Below are 14712 nucleotides of genomic sequence, written 5' to 3' on the forward strand. Positions count from 1 at the left end.
GGAGGCGTACGTGACCATCATCGAAGAAGCAACCGTGCCCTCGCCGCGCGGCACCGACGACGGGCCCCTGCTCGAAGTGCGGGACCTGCACGTCGAGTTCCACACCCGCGAGGGCACCGTCAAGGCCGTCAACGGCGTCAATTACAGCGTGTCCGCCGGTGAGACGCTCGCCGTGCTCGGCGAGTCGGGCTCCGGCAAGTCGGTGACGGCGCAGGCCGTCATGGGCATCCTCGACATGCCGCCGGCCAGGATCCCGCAGGGCGAGATCCTGTTCCGCGGCCAGGACATGCTCAAGATGTCCGGCGAGGAGCGCCGCCGGATCCGCGGCCAGAAGATCGCCATGATCTTCCAGGACGCGCTCAGCTCGCTCAACCCCGTGCTCAGCGTGGGGTACCAGCTCGGCGAGATGTTCCGCGTCCACCAGGGCCTGTCCAAGAAGGACGCCAAGGCCAAGGCGATCGAGCTGATGGACCGGGTGAAGATCCCGGCCTCCGCGGCCCGGGTGAACGACTACCCGCACCAGTTCTCCGGCGGTATGCGCCAGCGCATCATGATCGCCATGGCGCTGGCCCTGGAGCCGGACCTGATCATCGCCGACGAGCCCACCACGGCTCTCGACGTGACCGTCCAGGCCCAGGTCATGGACCTGCTCGCGGAGCTCCAGCGCGAGTACAACATGGGCCTGATCCTGATCACCCACGACCTCGGCGTGGTCGCCGACGTCGCGGACAAGATCGCCGTGATGTACGCGGGCCGGATCGTCGAGCGCGCGCCGGTGCACGAGCTGTACAAGCGGCCCGCGCACCCCTACACGCGGGGTCTGCTCGACTCGATCCCGCGCCTGGACCAGAAGGGCCAGGAGCTGTACGCGATCAAGGGTCTGCCGCCCAACCTGCTGCGGATCCCGACGGGTTGTGCCTTCAACCCGCGCTGCCCCAAGGCGCAGGACATCTGCCGCACGGACGAGCCGGCCCTCTTCCCGGTCACCGCGCTCGACGGCGGCGAACTGCCCGGCCGGGCCTCCGCGTGCCACTTCTGGAAGGAGACGCTCCATGGCTGAGCTCAGCAAGACCGACGAGCCGCAGGACGCCACGCCGAACGTCTCCGACGTCGAGGTCGTGGACGCCCACTCCGAGACGGAGGCGGTCGCCGCCATCGAGGCGCCCGTCGAGCGGGGCGAGCCGATCCTCCAGGTGCGCAACCTGGTGAAGCACTTCCCGCTCACCCAGGGCATCCTCTTCAAGAAGCAGATCGGCGCGGTCAAGGCCGTCGACGGCATCTCCTTCGACCTGTACCAGGGTGAGACCCTGGGCATCGTGGGCGAGTCCGGCTGCGGCAAGTCCACCGTGGCCAAGCTCCTGATGACCCTGGAGCGGGCCACCGCGGGCGAGGTCTTCTACAAGGGCCAGGACATCACCAAGCTGTCCGGGCGCGCGCTGAAGGCCGTGCGCCGCAACATCCAGATGGTGTTCCAGGACCCGTACACCTCGCTCAACCCGCGTATGACGGTGGGCGACATCATCGGTGAGCCCTTCGACATCCACCCCGAGGTGGCACCGAAGGGCGACCGGCGGCGCCGGGTCCAGGAGCTGCTGGACGTGGTCGGGCTCAACCCCGAGTACATCAACCGCTATCCGCACCAGTTCTCGGGCGGTCAGCGCCAGCGCATCGGCATCGCCCGCGGCCTCGCGCTCAACCCCGAGATCATCATCTGCGACGAGCCGGTGTCGGCGCTGGACGTGTCGGTGCAGGCGCAGGTCATCAACCTGATGGAGCGGCTGCAGGACGAGTTCAACCTGTCTTACCTCTTCATCGCGCACGACCTGTCGATCGTGCGGCACATCTCCGACCGCGTCGGCGTGATGTACCTCGGCCGGATGGCGGAGATCGGCACGGACGAGCAGATCTACGACCACCCGACGCACCCGTACACGCAGGCGCTGCTGTCCGCCGTGCCGGTGCCGGACCCGGACGCGCGCGAGCACCGCGAGCGGATCATCCTGAGCGGCGACGTGCCCTCGCCGGCGAACCCGCCGTCGGGCTGCCGCTTCCGCACCCGGTGCTGGAAGGCGCAGGAGAAGTGCGCCCAGGTGGAGCCGCTGCTGGCGGTGCCCGAGCTGTTCAAGGGCGTGGACACCCCGGCGGCGCACGAGTCGGCGTGCCACTTCGCCGAGGAGAAGGACGTCGTGCACGCCGTCTGATCCGCACCCCGTCCCACCCGACCGGTTCCCGGCCCCGCCTCGCGGTGCCGGGAACCGGCGTACCGGGGCCCGGGTCACCGGTCCCGCCACGGCTCCCGTCAGCGCACGACGCGTCCGCGCAGCACGATGCGGCGGGGCCGGTGCAGCGTGCCCGGGTCCAGCCGCGGGTCCGCGTCGTAGACGGTGACGTCCGCGAGGCCGCCCTCGGCCAGGCCGCTCAGGCCGAGGAAGGCGCGCGCCGTCCAGCTCGCGGCGCCCACCGCCGCGTGCGCCGGCAGCCCGGCGGCGATCAGGTGCCCGACCTCGGTGGCGACGTTGCCGAACGGCGCCGAGTCCGTCCCGGCGAGGACGGTGACACCCGCGTCGTGCGCCTGGCGGACCCGGCGGACCATCGTGCGGTGCCCCTCGCGCCAGAGCCGGTCCCTCGCGGTGCCGCCGGTGCGCAGCGGGGCGCTTCCGGCGAAGGCGGTGAGGGTCGGCACGTAGGCCGTGCCGTGCGCCGCCATGAGGGGGACGCACTCCTCCGGCATGCCCATCCCGTGCTCGACGGAGTCGACGCCCGCGCGGGCCGCGCCCAGCACGCCCTCGGCGGACTGGCAGTGCACGGCGACCCGGCCGCCCGCCGCGTGCACCCCCTCGACGACCGCCCGCAGCAGCTCGTACGGCACCGGGGCGGCCTCGAAGTCCCAGTCGCCCATGAGCTTGCACCAGCCGTCGTGCGCCTTGGCCTCCGCGACCGCCGAGGCGACGAGGTCGTCGGTGACCGTGTGGAACGCGGCGGTCCTGGAGAGCCCGGCCCAGGCGAGCCAGCGGCCCGCGGTGATCATCCGGGGCGCGTCGGGGGCCTCGCGCACGGCCGCGGGCACCTCGCCCAGCAGTCCGGGGAAGCGCAGCGCCGTCGTCCCGGCCTCGCGGTGCGCGGCGATGTGCTCGGCGAAGAGGGCGGGGTCGAAGGAGAGGTCGCCGGCGTCGTCGCCGGAGCCCGGGTGGGTGTGCACGTCGACGAGTCCGGGCAGCAGGAAGCCGCCGTCGGCCACGGTGACGACGTCGGCGGCGCCGGCCGGGCGGACGAAGGTGACGCGGTCCCCGAGCAGCCAGAGGTCGCGCCGCTCGCCGTCGGGCAGTACGGTCCCGCGCAGGTGGAGGATCATCCCGGCAGTCTGTCCCGGCCGGCGGTCACGGCCAAGTCCGGTCCCGGGGGCCCTTATTGCGCATCGGTGCCCGGGGTGCCGCCAGCGGCGGTGGTGTCCGAGGCGCACACCGTCACCGAAAGCAGCGAGCCCCGGCGGCTGGGGCTGGTGCCGAGTGCGGGGCCGTCGTCCGCGTACGCGAGCCCCGGCGACAGGACGCCAGGAGCACCGCGGCGGCCGCCGCGCGCCTCAGCACGTGCGTGCCCCGTCCGGTACGCAGTCGGTCACCATCCAGCCGTTCGGCCACTTCTCTTGCTCATCGGTCACCCGGTCTGTGCGGAGTCCGAGTCTGTGATCCAGCGCCCTTCGGCGGAGTCGTGCACGTACGCCGGCCTCCCCCTGGTCCCGCTCGTGCGGAACGGCTTCCCGCCGTCCGTGATCCGCACCGTCCCCGTACGGCTTCCGGCGCTCCACTCCAGCTCCAATGACCAGCGGCAGTCGCAGCCCGCCGTCCGCGCGGAGACCAGCAGCTCCTCGGGGTCGGAGGAGGTGACCTTGTACGGGAAGGAGACGGCCGGGATCTTCCGGACCTCTGCGCCGGAGGCGTCAAGGCCGTCGACGGGCCTCGCGAGCGGGCGCGGCCGGTCGAGGTCCACGGCGAAGTGGCGCGGGGTGACGGCGCCGCCACAGCCGTTGTCCATCCGGTACGCGTTCCACGGCAGCGGCGCGGCGCGGTCGACCACGCGCACGTGCAGGGCATGGAGGACGACGGCGTCGGACGGCGACCGGCCCTGGACCGTGATCCGCACCAGCGCCTCCCCGCCGTGCACGGCACCGTGCGTCCCGGCCCACGCCCCGGAGTCGGCCGCGACCGGCGGTGGGGCGACCGCGCGGGGGGCCCGGTCCACGAGGTAGGTGTGCCCGCAACCGCCCTCCCAGAGCTGGGAACCGATGCTCCAGGTGAAGGGGAGGGGGGCCGCGGTCCGCCCCGGAGCGGTGGAGGCGGGGGCGGAAGCCGTACGGGTGGGCAGGCCGAGCAGGGCGGCGGCGAGGGCGAGCACGACGAGGGCGACGGCGGCGGCGACGAGGAGGGGAGCGGGGGCGCCACGACGGGGGCGGGCGCGGGGCGCCTCCGGCGCGGACGGATCCGCGGCGGACGGGTCCGGCGCGATCGGGTCCGGGGCGGGGCCGGGGCCCGGTTCCGGCGCGGACGGTTCCGGGTTCGATCCCGGCGCGGCCGACACGGCCGGCACAGGCGTGGGCGCGGGCGAGACCGCTCGGCGGCGGGCGCGGTCCGCCTCCGTCCAGGCCGCCTCCAGGGCCCGCCGTTCCTCCTCGTCCGCCCCGCACAGCAGGGCGAGGCGGTCGACCACGGCGAACTCCTCCGGGACGGTCGCGCCCGAGCAGTAGCGGTGGAGGGTGGACGCGCTGACGCTCAGCCGCCGGCCCAGCGCCTCGTAACTCCTCCCGTCCCGCGCCTTCAGCGCGCGCACGAGCCCCGCGAACTCCTCGACGGCGGCGTCCTTCGGCATTCCATCCCCCTCGACCCTGCGTCCCATCCCTCACGTCCTTGCACGTCAGCGGGGGTGGAATGGTTCCGGGACGGCTGGTGGGCGCGTGATCGTTGCTGTCGGCGGGCGCCGGCCCCACGCTGGTTGAGCACTGACCGAACGAACGACCCGACGGGGGATCCACCACCATGAACAAGCTCCGCACCGCACTCGCCACCGCAGCCGCTGCCGCACTGGGCCTCGCGGCCCTCGCCACAGCCCCGGCGCAGGCCGCTGCCCAGCCCGCCTTCCTCGCCGCCTCCCAGATGCCGCCGTCGTCGACGCCGTGGACCGCCACCCAGGTCTTCACCGGCGTCCCGGAGAACGGCGGCGTCCTCTGCGCCCCGTACAAGATCCCGGCGCAGAACACCCGCTACCGCGAGTTCAGCACCGAGCTCGACACCAACGGCGTCCAGGTCACCACCGTCGCCCGTACCGAGGCCGACGCCGTGAAGCTGGTCGACACCCTCCGCGGGGCCCTCGCCGGCTGCGGCCCCCTGCTGGAGCAGCAGAACCCGGGCCTGCAGGCCGTCAGCGCCTCCCACGGCAAGCTCGCCGTCGAGGAGGGCGCCTGGGTCTACAGCCTGGACACCGCCGACCCGCAGATCGGCATCTCCGACATCCACCTGTTCTCCGTCGGCCGCGACGGCCGCACCGTCACCCTCGTCCGCTGGGGCCAGATGGGCGACCTCGAGGACGCCCCGCTGACCGCCTTCCGCACCACGACGAAGACCGCCGTCAACAAGCTCCACTGACCCGGGGGCTCCCCCGAGGGCTGACCACAGCTCGACAGCGGCGCGGCCGGAACCCGGGCGCGCCGCTGTCGTGCCCACCTGCTCCGCCGGCGGCGACCACTTCCTGGCCTTCACCAGCATCGCCTGCACCCTCATCTGCTACCGCAGACTCGCCAAATGAGCTGGTCTCTTATTCGGTCGACACCGGCCGGGCGGGCGGGGATGCTTCACCCCGATGACGAGAACCGACACGCCTCCCGCCTGGGACGAGCGCTCACAGCTGACCACCTTCCTCGACTACGCCCGTGACACGGCCCGGGCCAAGTGCGAGGACGTCTCCGCGGAGGACGCCCGCCGGGCCCCGCTGCCCGGCTCCCCGCTCATGACCCTGTGCGGGCTGATCAGCCATCTGCGGTGGGTCGAGTACTACTGGTTCCGGGTGGTCTTCCTCGGGGAGGACGACGAGGGCCCCTGGACGGACGAGGAACCCGACCGCGAGATGAGCATGGCCGTCGACGTGCCGCTCGCGCAGCTGCTCACGGAGTACGCCGAACAGAGCGCCCGCCACCGGGAGCTGGTCGCCGGGCACGGCCTGGACGACAAGGCGAAGCGCGCGGGCCGCGACGGCCGGCACTTCGACCTCAGGTGGATCCTGCTGCACCTGACCGAGGAGACGGCCCGCCACAACGGCCACCTCGACATCCTGCGCGAACTCCTCGACGGCCGCACGGGCTCGTAGAGGCACCGCTCCCGCACGGACTCACCACCCGGAACCGCCGGCCGCGCTCGTGGCCGGCGGTTTCCGCATGTCCGGACCACCGCCGCCGCCCGGACGGCGGCCACCCGTACAGACGGGGCGAGAGTGCGATATGGGTGATAGGGGGTCATATTGGGCGCTAATGACCAGAGCTTTCCGAGGAGGCACTCCATGCGTGGAGCGACGCACGCCAAATGGGCCGCATGCGCGGCGGCGGTAGCCCTCGCGGCGACCGCCTGCGGGGGCGGGGGGAGCGACAGCGGCGGCGGCGACGGCACCGGGGTCCTCAGCTCCTCGTGGGGTGACCCGCAGAACCCGCTCGAACCGGCCAACACCAACGAGGTGCAGGGCGGCAAGGTCCTCGACATGATCTTCCGCGGGCTGAAGCGGTACGACGCGAAGACCGGCAAGGCCGACGACATGCTGGCCGAGAAGATCGAGACCTCGGACTCGCAGAACTTCACGATCACGATCAAGGACGGCTGGAAGTTCAGCAACGGCGAGGCCGTCACCGCCAAGTCCTTCGTCGACGCCTGGAACTACGGCGCCAGCCTCAAGAACAACCAGAAGAACGCGTACTTCTTCGGGTACATCGACGGCTACGACAAGGTCCACCCGGACTCGGGCAAGCAGAGCGCGGACACCCTGTCCGGCCTGGCCGTCAAGGACGACAAGACCTTCACGGTCAAGCTCAACCAGAAGTTCTCGACCTTCCCCGACACCCTCGGCTACGCGGCCTTCTCGCCGCTGCCCCAGGCGTTCTTCGACGACCACGAGAACTGGCTGAAGAAGCCGATCGGCAACGGGCCGTACTCCGTCGACTCGTACACCAAGGGGTCGAAGATGTCCCTGCGGAAGTGGGACGGCTACTCCGGCGACGACAAGGCGGAGAACGGCGGCGTGGACCTGAAGGTCTACACCGACAACAACACCGCCTACACCGACCTCCTCGCCGGCAACCTCGACCTGGTCGACGACGTGCCCGCCTCGCAGCTCAAGAACGCCAAGAGCGACCTCGGCGACCGGTACATCAACTCCCCGGCCGGCATCATCCAGACGCTCGCCTTCCCGTTCTACGACAAGAACTGGGACAAGCCGGGGATGGAGAAGGTCCGCACGGGTCTGTCGATGGCGATCGACCGCAAGCAGATCACGGAGACCATCTTCCAGAAGACCCGTACCCCGGCCACCGACTGGACCTCGCCGGTGCTCGGCGCGGACGGCGGCTTCAAGGACGGCCTGTGCGGCGACGCCTGCGACTACAACGCGAGCGAGGCCAAGAAGATGATCGAGGACGGCGGGGGCCTGCCCGGCGGCCAGGTCAAGATCACGTACAACGCGGACACCGGCTCCCACAAGGAGTGGGTCGACGCGGTGTGCAACAGCATCAACAACGCCCTCGGCAACGACAAGGCGTGCGTGGGCAACCCCGTCGGCACCTTCGCGGACTTCCGCAACCAGATCACCGACCGGAAGATGTCGGGTCCCTTCCGGGCGGGCTGGCAGATGGACTACCCGCTCATCCAGAACTTCCTCCAGCCGCTGTACTACATCAACGCCTCCTCCAACGACGGCAAGTGGTCCAACAAGGACTTCGACAAGCTGGTGAACCAGGCGAACGCCGAGACCGACACCGGCAAGGCGATCAAGCTCTTCCAGCAGGCCGAGGAGGTCGTCCGGGACAACATGGCCGCCATCCCGCTCTGGTACCAGAACGGCAGCGCCGGCTACTCGGACCGCCTCTCGAACGTCGCGCTCAACCAGTTCAGCGTCCCCGTCTACAACGAGATCAAGGTCAGCTGAGCCGCGCCGGGCGGCCCCGCTGAGAGGGCCGCCCGCCTACCTCCGGAGCCCTCATGGGACGGTACGTAATCCGGCGTCTGCTGCAGATGATCCCGGTCTTCATCGGCGCCACGCTTCTCATCTTCCTGATGGTGAACGTGATGGGAGACCCCATCGCGGGCCTGTGCGGCGACCGCCAGTGCGACCCCGCCACCGCCGCCCAGCTGGAGAAGGAGTTCGGCCTCGACAAGCCCGTCTGGCAGCAATACCTGACCTACATGGGCAACGTCTTCACCGGCGACTTCGGCACGGCCTTCAACGGCCAGGAGGTCACCGAGCTGATGGCGTCGGCGTTCCCGGTCACCATCCGGCTCACGATCGTCGCGATCCTCTTCGAGATCGTCATCGGGATCGTCCTCGGCGTGATCACCGGTCTGCGCCGCGGGCGCCCCGTGGACACCGGCGTCCTGCTGCTGACCCTCGTCGTCATCTCGGTGCCCACCTTCGTCACCGGCCTGCTGCTCCAGCTGCTGCTCGGCGTCGAGTGGGGCTGGATCAAACCGTCCGTCTCCTCCGAGGCCACCTTCGGCGAGCTGATCGTGCCCGGCCTCGTCCTCGCCTCGGTGTCCCTGGCCTACGTGACCCGGCTGACCCGGACCTCCATCGCGGAGAACAAGCGGTCCGACTACGTGCGCACGGCCGTCGCGAAGGGGCTGCCCCGGCGCCGTGTGATCGTCCGTCACCTGCTGCGCAATTCGCTGATCCCGGTGGTCACCTTCATCGGCACCGACATCGGCGCACTGATGGGCGGCGCCATCGTCACCGAGCGGATCTTCAACATCCACGGCGTCGGCTTCCAGCTCTACCAGGGCATCCTGCGGCAGAACACCCAGACCGTCGTCGGCTTCGTGACCGTCCTGGTCATCGTCTTCCTGGTCGCCAACCTGCTCGTCGACCTCCTCTACGCCGTACTCGACCCGAGGATCCGCTATGCCTGAGCCGTACGAGCCGGAGGGCGCCATCGCCGCGACCGGGATGGGCGGCGCCATGGACCTCGCCACCAGTGAGGGCGCGACCCTGGAGAAGACCCCGGGCGGACCGGAGGGCACCGGACCGCAGGAGAAGCCCCGCTCGCTCTGGTCCGACGCCTGGCGCGACCTGCGGCGCAACCCGGTCTTCATCATCTCCGCGCTGGTCATCCTGTTCCTGGTGATCATCTCGATCTGGCCGTCGCTGATCGCCACGCAGAACCCGCTGAGCTGCAACCTGTCCAAGGCCCAGGAGGGCTCCCAGCCCGGCCATCCGTTCGGCTTCGACGGCCAGGGCTGCGACGTCTACACGCGGACCGTGTACGGCACCCGGGTCTCGATCTCGGTCGGCGTCTGCGCCACGGTCGGGGTCGCCCTGCTCGGCGCGGTGCTCGGCGGCCTCGCCGGCTTCTTCGGCGGCGTGGGGGACTCCGTCCTCTCCCGGATCACCGACATCTTCTTCGCGATCCCCGTGGTGCTCGGCGGCCTGGTGCTGCTGTCCGTGGTCACCAGCAACACGATCTGGCCGGTGATCGGGTTCATGGTGCTGCTCGGCTGGCCGCAGATCTCCCGGATCGCGCGCGGCTCCGTCATCACCACCAAGCAGAACGACTACGTCCAGGCGGCCCGGGCCCTCGGCGCGTCCAACTCCCGGCTGCTGCTGCGGCACATCCTGCCGAACGCCGTGGCGCCCGTCATCGTCGTCGCGACCATCGCGCTCGGCACCTACATCGCGCTGGAGGCGACGCTCTCCTACCTCGGAGTCGGGCTGAAGCCGCCCACCGTGTCCTGGGGCATCGACATCTCCGCCGCGTCCCAGTACATCCGCCAGGCCCCGCACATGCTGCTGTGGCCGGCCGGCGCCCTCGCGATCACCGTCCTGGCGTTCATCATGCTCGGCGACGCGGTCCGCGACGCCCTCGACCCGAAGCTGAGGTGACCGCCGTGCTGCTCGAAGTGCGCGACCTGCACGTGGAGTTCCGGACCAGGGACGGTGTCGCCAAGGCGGTCAACGGCGTGAACTACAGCGTCGACGAGGGCGAGACGCTCGCGGTGCTCGGCGAGTCCGGCTCCGGCAAGTCCGTCACCGCGCAGGCCGTCATGGGCATCCTCGACGTGCCGCCCGGCCGGATCACCGCCGGCGAGATCCTGTTCCGGGGCGAGGACCTCCTGAAGTTCAAGGAGGAGGACCGGCGCAAGGTCCGCGGCGCCCAGATGGCGATGATCTTCCAGGACGCCCTCTCGTCCCTGAACCCGGTGCTGTCGGTGGGCGACCAGCTCGGCGAGATGTTCGTCGTGCACCGCGGGATGTCCCGCAAGGACGCCCGGACCAGGGCCGTCGAGCTGATGGACCGGGTCCGCATCCCGGCGGCCGCCCAGCGGGTGCGCGACTACCCGCACCAGTTCTCCGGCGGCATGCGCCAGCGCATCATGATCGCCATGGCGCTGGCTCTGGAACCCGCCCTGATCATCGCCGACGAGCCGACCACCGCCCTCGACGTCACCGTCCAGGCGCAGGTCATGGACCTCCTCGCGGAACTCCAGCGCGAACTCAACATGGGGCTCATCCTCATCACCCACGACCTCGGTGTGGTCGCCGACGTCGCGGACAGGATCGCCGTGATGTACGCGGGCCGCATCGTCGAGTCCGCCCCCGTCCACGACATCTACAAGGCGCCCGCGCACCCCTACACGCGGGGCCTGCTGGACTCGATCCCGCGCCTGGACCAGAAGGGCCAGGAGCTCTACGCGATCAAGGGCCTGCCCCCGAACCTCATGCGCATCCCGCCCGGCTGCGCCTTCAACCCGCGCTGCCCGATGGCCCAGGACGTGTGCCGGACCGACGTACCCCCGCTCTACGAGGTCTCCGACGAGCGCGGGAGTGCCTGCCACTTCTGGAGGGAGTGCCTGCATGGCTGAGACGGCGCCGAAGACGACGGCCGAACCGATCCTGGAGGTCAGCGGCCTGGTCAAGCACTACCCGCTCACCCGCGGCATCGTCTTCAGGAAGCAGGTCGGGGCGGTGAAGGCCGTCGACGGCGTCGACTTCACGCTGGGGCCGGGCGAGACCCTCGGCATCGTCGGCGAGTCCGGCTGCGGCAAGTCGACGGTCGCCAAGATGCTGGTCAACCTGGAGAAGCCGACCGCCGGGGTGATCAAGTACCGGGGTGAGGACGTCACCAAGCTGTCCGGGCGCGCGCTGAAGGCCGTGCGGCGGAACATCCAGATGGTGTTCCAGGACCCGTACACCTCGCTCAACCCCCGTATGACGGTGGGCGACATCATCGGTGAGCCCTACGACATCCACCCCGAGGTCGCGCCCAAGGGCGACCGCAGGAAGCGGGTGCAGGACCTGCTGGACGTGGTCGGCCTCAACCCCGAGTACATCAACCGCTATCCGCACCAGTTCTCGGGCGGCCAGCGCCAGCGCATCGGCATCGCCCGCGGCCTCGCGCTGCGCCCCGAGATCATCGTCGCGGACGAGCCGGTCTCCGCCCTGGACGTCTCCGTGCAGGCGCAGGTCATCAACCTGCTCGACCGCCTCCAGGACGAGTTCGACCTGTCCTACGTCTTCATCGCGCACGACCTCTCCATCGTGCGGCACATCTCCGACCGGGTCGGCGTGATGTACCTCGGCCGGATCGTGGAGACCGGCCGGGACGCCGAGATCTACGACCATCCGACGCACCCCTACACGCAGGCGCTGCTCTCCGCGGTGCCGGTGCCCGACCCGGAGGCGCGCGAGCACCGGGAGCGGATCATCCTCACCGGGGACGTGCCGTCACCGGCCAACATCCCCTCGGGATGCCGCTTCCGCACCCGGTGCTGGAAGGCGCGGGAGCGCTGCGCCCTGGAGGTCCCGCTGCTCGCGGTGCCCGCCGAGTTCCGGCTCCTCGACGGGCCGGCGGCACACGACTCGGCGTGCCACTTCGCGGAGGAGAAGCACGTGGTGGCCCCGGAGGAGAACCGGCCCTCGCCTCCGGGCGGTCCTCTCGGCGCGCCGCCCGGAGACCCGCCGGACACTCCGCCGGGCACCCGTCCGGTGCCGCCGCCGGAGGCCGGTGAACTGCCGCCGTCGCCCCCGGACGGGGCTGCATAACCATACAAATGCGGGCGAACGTCGTTTACACGCAGGCAACTTGGCGGAAGCGGTACCGATATACGGACGCGGCAGGGTGAACAGCGTACGGCCGTGCGGGTGCCGTAGACGGGCCGGGGCACGCCATGTTGCCCCGGCCCGTCGCATGGTCAGCCCAGGCCCAGCGACCGCTTCAGGAAGTCCACCTGGAGCAGCAGCAGGTTCTCCGCGACCTGTTCCTGCGGCGTCATGTGCGTGACGCCCGACAGGGGGAGCACCTCGTGGGGCCGCCCGGCGGCCAGCAGCGCCGAGGACAGCCGCAGGCTGTGCGCGACCACCACGTTGTCGTCCGCGAGGCCGTGCACGATCATCATCGGCCGGGCGGGCTCGGCGGCGGACACCAGACCGTCGTCGTCGATCAGCGAGTTGGCCGCGTACACCTCGGGACGGCTGCCGGGGTCGCCCAGGTAGCGCTCGGTGTAGTGGGTGTCGTACAGCCGCTGGTCGGTGACCGGCGCGCCCAGGATGCCGGCGTGGAAGACGTCCGGGCGGCGCAGCACCGCGAGCCCCGCGAGGTACCCGCCGAACGACCAGCCGCGGATCGCCACCCGGTCGAGGTCGAGCGGGAAGCTCTTCGCGAGGTCCTGGAGGGCGTCGACCTGGTCCTGGAGCACGACGGCGGCCAGGTCGTCCTTGACGGCCTTCTCCCAGGCGGGCGAGTGTCCCGGCATCCCGCGCCCGTCCGCGACGATCACGGCGAATCCCTGGTCGGCGAACCACTGCGAGGTCAGGTAGGGGTTGTGGGCGGCGAGCACGCGCTGGCCGTGCGGACCTCCGTACGGGTCCATGAGCACGGGCAGGGGAGTGTCCCCGTGGTAGTCCGTCGGCATAAGCACGGCGCACGGGATTCGCCGTGCGCCCCCCTGTGTCAAGGTCACGCGCGGGGACAGATTGGGGCGTTCGGCATATGACGCCACGGTGGCGGTCTTGGCCGAGGCCCCCGCGGGCGCCGGTCCGGCCCCGGTCCGCCCGGCGTCGCGCAGCACCTGCACCTGGCTGCCCGGCCGGTCCGGCACCGCCGAGACGAGGACGGTCACGCCGCCGGCCCGCACCGCCGAGTGCACCCCGGGCTCCTGCGAAAGGCGCTCCACGCCCAGCTCGTTCACCCGGTAGACGTGGATCTCGCCGATCTCCGGCTCGGCCGCCTTCGCGCCCGCCGACGCCGAGACCAGCACGTCGTGGGCCGACACGTCCAGCACCGCGCGGACGTGCAACTGCGGCCCGGTCAGCGGACGTTCGCCGTACGCGAGGACCCGCGCCCCGCCCTCGTCCGCGATCCGCACCAGCTGTCCGCCGGGGCTCCAGCACGGGACGCCGGGGAAAAGATCCAGCCATTGTGGATCTTCGTCGGCGTGCACCATCCGGGTGGCCCCGGTGTCCGGGTTCACCGCCAGGAACAGCTGGCTGCGCTGGTCCCGCGCCTGGACGAGCACGAGTGGCGCGCCCGCCGCTGACCAGTGCACATGCGCCACGTACGGGTAGCGCGCCCGGTCCCAGACGACCTCCGTGCGCGTCCCGTCGAGGCCGGTGACGAACAGCCGCACCTCCGCGTTGGCGCTGCCCGCCACCGGGTACGCCACCTGCTGCGGGTCCCGCCCCGGATGCGCGGGATCGGAGATCCACCACCGCTCGACCGGGGCGTCGTCGACCCGCGCGACGAGCAGCCGGTCCGACTCCGGTGACCACCAGAAACCGCGCGAACGCCCCATCTCCTCGGCCGCGATGAACTCGGCCAGACCGTAGGAGACCGTCGCCGATTCCGGCTCGGCCAGCGCCCGGTCCTCCGCTCCCTCGGCCCCCACCACCCGCAGGGCGCCACCGGCCACGTACGCGATCAGCCGCCCGTCGGGCGCCGGGCGCGGGTCGATCACCGGCCCGGGAACCCGGAGTTCGCGCGTCGTGCCGGCCCGCAGCTCGGCCGTGAAAAGCCGCCCTGACAAGGAGAAAGCCGCCAACTCCACGGCCGCGTCGGTGGCGTAGCCGACGATCCCGGCGCCGCCCTCGCGGCTGCGCTCACGGCGTGCCCGCTCCTGCGCCGACAGCCGCTCCATACCGCCGCCGAGCAGCGTCCCGGGGTCCGCGACGACGCGTTCCCCGCCGTCCGCCACATCGAGGACCCACAGCAGGTTCGCCCGGTCCGTGCCGGACCGGGACCGCAGGAAGACCACGCGTGAACCGTCGGGGGACACGGTGAAGGCACGGGGTGCGCCGAGGGTGAAGCGCTGGGTGCGCGCCTGAAGGCGCGGGAAGGAAAGGGACTCCGTCGTCATGCCCTGACCATATTGGCCATGCGCCCCCTTGTGCGGCCGTGCGCCGATCGATGCGCGCGTACGGATAGTTATGATCACTAGCGCTGCGTGGGTATGAACCCGCTGGCTGCTGTAAGGGTTT

General features: G+C 71.1%; 12 protein-coding genes. 9 read left to right on the plus strand and 3 right to left on the minus strand.

Annotated elements, in window-relative coordinates:
• The first annotated feature begins 10 nt into the window (after window positions 1-10).
• Together ACWGIS_RS12405 and ACWGIS_RS12410 are read left to right on the plus strand one after the other, a co-directional pair.
• A complete protein-coding gene (locus ACWGIS_RS12405) occupies window positions 11-1060 on the plus strand; it encodes an ABC transporter ATP-binding protein (protein ID WP_453362345.1) in 1050 nt (349 codons plus the stop codon).
• Window positions 1053-2201, plus strand: coding sequence for an ABC transporter ATP-binding protein (locus ACWGIS_RS12410; protein WP_453362346.1), 1149 nt, complete (start codon window positions 1053-1055; stop codon window positions 2199-2201). The genes ACWGIS_RS12405 and ACWGIS_RS12410 overlap by 8 nt, the downstream gene beginning before the upstream one ends.
• 98 nt (window positions 2202-2299) lie before the next feature.
• Here the strand turns inward: ACWGIS_RS12410 and ACWGIS_RS12415 are convergent, their stop codons facing one another.
• Window positions 2300-3352: an amidohydrolase family protein gene (locus tag ACWGIS_RS12415; RefSeq protein WP_453362347.1), complete on the minus strand. Its 1053-nt coding sequence runs from the start codon at window positions 3350-3352 to the stop codon at window positions 2300-2302.
• Between the two features lie 302 nt (window positions 3353-3654).
• Window positions 3655-4863, minus strand: coding sequence for a helix-turn-helix domain-containing protein (locus ACWGIS_RS12420; protein ID WP_453362348.1), 1209 nt, complete (start codon window positions 4861-4863; stop codon window positions 3655-3657).
• A gap of 167 nt (window positions 4864-5030) precedes the next feature.
• Here ACWGIS_RS12420 and ACWGIS_RS12425 point away from each other — a divergent pair, with 167 nt between their 5' ends.
• The 7 genes from ACWGIS_RS12425 to ACWGIS_RS12455 all read left to right on the plus strand — a co-directional run bounded on the left by ACWGIS_RS12425 (window position 5031) and on the right by ACWGIS_RS12455 (window position 12282).
• Entirely contained in the window at window positions 5031-5636 is a 606-nt protein-coding gene (locus ACWGIS_RS12425; protein WP_056789649.1) for a hypothetical protein, read from the plus strand.
• 214 nt (window positions 5637-5850) lie between these two features.
• On the plus strand, window positions 5851-6354 hold the full coding sequence (locus ACWGIS_RS12430) for a DinB family protein (protein WP_453362349.1): 504 nt from the start codon (window positions 5851-5853) through the stop codon (window positions 6352-6354).
• 189 nt (window positions 6355-6543) lie between these two features.
• Window positions 6544-8175 carry a peptide ABC transporter substrate-binding protein gene (locus ACWGIS_RS12435; RefSeq protein WP_453362350.1) on the plus strand — a complete coding sequence of 544 codons (1632 nt, stop codon included), beginning with the start codon at window positions 6544-6546 and terminating at the stop codon, window positions 8173-8175.
• 53 nt (window positions 8176-8228) lie between these two features.
• Window positions 8229-9152: an ABC transporter permease gene (locus ACWGIS_RS12440; RefSeq protein ID WP_453362351.1), complete on the plus strand. Its 924-nt coding sequence runs from the start codon at window positions 8229-8231 to the stop codon at window positions 9150-9152.
• The gene (locus tag ACWGIS_RS12445) at window positions 9145-10122 is read left to right on the plus strand and encodes an ABC transporter permease (protein WP_453362352.1); all 978 of its coding nucleotides are present in this window, start codon (window positions 9145-9147) and stop codon (window positions 10120-10122) included. The genes ACWGIS_RS12440 and ACWGIS_RS12445 overlap by 8 nt, the downstream gene beginning before the upstream one ends.
• 5 nt (window positions 10123-10127) lie before the next feature.
• The gene (locus ACWGIS_RS12450) at window positions 10128-11102 is read left to right on the plus strand and encodes an ABC transporter ATP-binding protein (RefSeq protein WP_453362353.1); all 975 of its coding nucleotides are present in this window, start codon (window positions 10128-10130) and stop codon (window positions 11100-11102) included.
• Window positions 11095-12282, plus strand: coding sequence for an ABC transporter ATP-binding protein (locus ACWGIS_RS12455; RefSeq protein WP_453362354.1), 1188 nt, complete (start codon window positions 11095-11097; stop codon window positions 12280-12282). The genes ACWGIS_RS12450 and ACWGIS_RS12455 overlap by 8 nt, the downstream gene beginning before the upstream one ends.
• Window positions 12283-12431: 149 nt before the next feature.
• On the opposite strand, the gene ACWGIS_RS12460 is transcribed toward ACWGIS_RS12455, so the two are convergent.
• Entirely contained in the window at window positions 12432-14591 is a 2160-nt protein-coding gene (locus ACWGIS_RS12460) for a prolyl oligopeptidase family serine peptidase (protein WP_453362355.1), read from the minus strand.
• Window positions 14592-14712: the final 121 nt, after the last annotated feature.

This window comes from Streptomyces sp. NPDC054842, assembly GCF_053611025.1.

Excerpts from the sequence above, each read along its gene's own strand:
- ACWGIS_RS12460 (WP_453362355.1), bottom strand. The coding sequence starts at position 14,591 with ATGACGACGGAGTCCCTTTCCTTCCCGCGCCTTCAGGCGCGCACCCAG.
- ACWGIS_RS12410 (WP_453362346.1), top strand. The coding sequence starts at position 1,053 with ATGGCTGAGCTCAGCAAGACCGACGAGCCGCAGGACGCCACGCCGAAC.
- ACWGIS_RS12420 (WP_453362348.1), bottom strand. The coding sequence starts at position 4,863 with ATGCCGAAGGACGCCGCCGTCGAGGAGTTCGCGGGGCTCGTGCGCGCG.
- ACWGIS_RS12445 (WP_453362352.1), top strand. The coding sequence starts at position 9,145 with ATGCCTGAGCCGTACGAGCCGGAGGGCGCCATCGCCGCGACCGGGATG.
- ACWGIS_RS12455 (WP_453362354.1), top strand. The coding sequence starts at position 11,095 with ATGGCTGAGACGGCGCCGAAGACGACGGCCGAACCGATCCTGGAGGTC.
- ACWGIS_RS12415 (WP_453362347.1), bottom strand. The coding sequence starts at position 3,352 with ATGATCCTCCACCTGCGCGGGACCGTACTGCCCGACGGCGAGCGGCGC.
- ACWGIS_RS12440 (WP_453362351.1), top strand. The coding sequence starts at position 8,229 with ATGGGACGGTACGTAATCCGGCGTCTGCTGCAGATGATCCCGGTCTTC.
- ACWGIS_RS12430 (WP_453362349.1), top strand. The coding sequence starts at position 5,851 with ATGACGAGAACCGACACGCCTCCCGCCTGGGACGAGCGCTCACAGCTG.
- ACWGIS_RS12425 (WP_056789649.1), top strand. The coding sequence starts at position 5,031 with ATGAACAAGCTCCGCACCGCACTCGCCACCGCAGCCGCTGCCGCACTG.
- ACWGIS_RS12435 (WP_453362350.1), top strand. The coding sequence starts at position 6,544 with ATGCGTGGAGCGACGCACGCCAAATGGGCCGCATGCGCGGCGGCGGTA.